Source organism: Vibrio sp. 1580, from assembly GCF_033340055.1.
On sequence record NZ_JAWOVT010000168.1, the window covers coordinates 1 to 829 of the forward strand.

General features: G+C 47.0%; 1 protein-coding gene. It reads left to right on the forward strand.

Translation table 11 applies throughout. From position 1 onward, the window contains the following. Positions 1 to 213: 213 nt before the first annotated feature. Positions 214 to 829, forward strand: a 616-nt coding sequence (locus R7093_RS24780) for a sigma-54-dependent transcriptional regulator (RefSeq protein WP_318146959.1), incomplete at its 3' end; no start/stop codon positions are given.

The window sequence follows — 829 nt, forward strand, 5'->3', positions numbered from 1 at the left end:
GCTTCGTCCTGATTGATGACCCAATCCACATGCAGGTTTGCTGATTTAGATTTTTCCTGTGCGGTTCACAGTGATTACTTATCCAGATTGAGACAGAGTGCGCCTAACTGATTGGATGTTAAAGAGTTGTAATTAAGAAGTGAGATCTAGCTCCTTTTCTCCCTCGTGGTTTTTGCTACCGTTACGAAAGACGTTTTAAACAGGCAGTAATTCATGGCTTTTGAAAGCACCCCCAACATCGCACTTATTGAAGATGATGACATTGTTCGTCAGGCAACTAGCCAATGGCTGCAACTGGCCGGATTTAACGTTGAGGCATTCAGTACCGGTGACGCTGGAAAGGCGGCGATACTAAGTCAAGAGTTTGATGCTGTTGTCAGTGATGTTCGCTTGCCTGATAGCGATGGCCTCTCGATTTTAGAAAGCCTTATTGACCATCATATCCAAACGCCCGTTATCCTGATCACCGGACATGGGGATGTGGATATGGCGGTGAGTGCGTTGCAAAAGGGCGCATTTGACTTTATTGAGAAACCATTTCAGCCAGAGCGACTCTCGCAACGTGTGACGGAAGCGGTCGAGACTTATCGAGCGCAGACGTCAACGCAAGATCGTCAAGAATATCTTGCGAGCGTAAGTGGGCTCGAGGAAGTACTGATTGGCCGAAGCCGAGTCATGCAGCAATTGCGTGAACAAGTTGCAAAGCTAGCGCGTATTGATACCAACGTCATTATTTATGGTGAAACGGGCTGTGGCAAAGAGCTAGTTGCCACCAGTCTGCATAAAGCAAGCCAACGCAAATCACATCGTTTTGTGCCAATAAACTGTG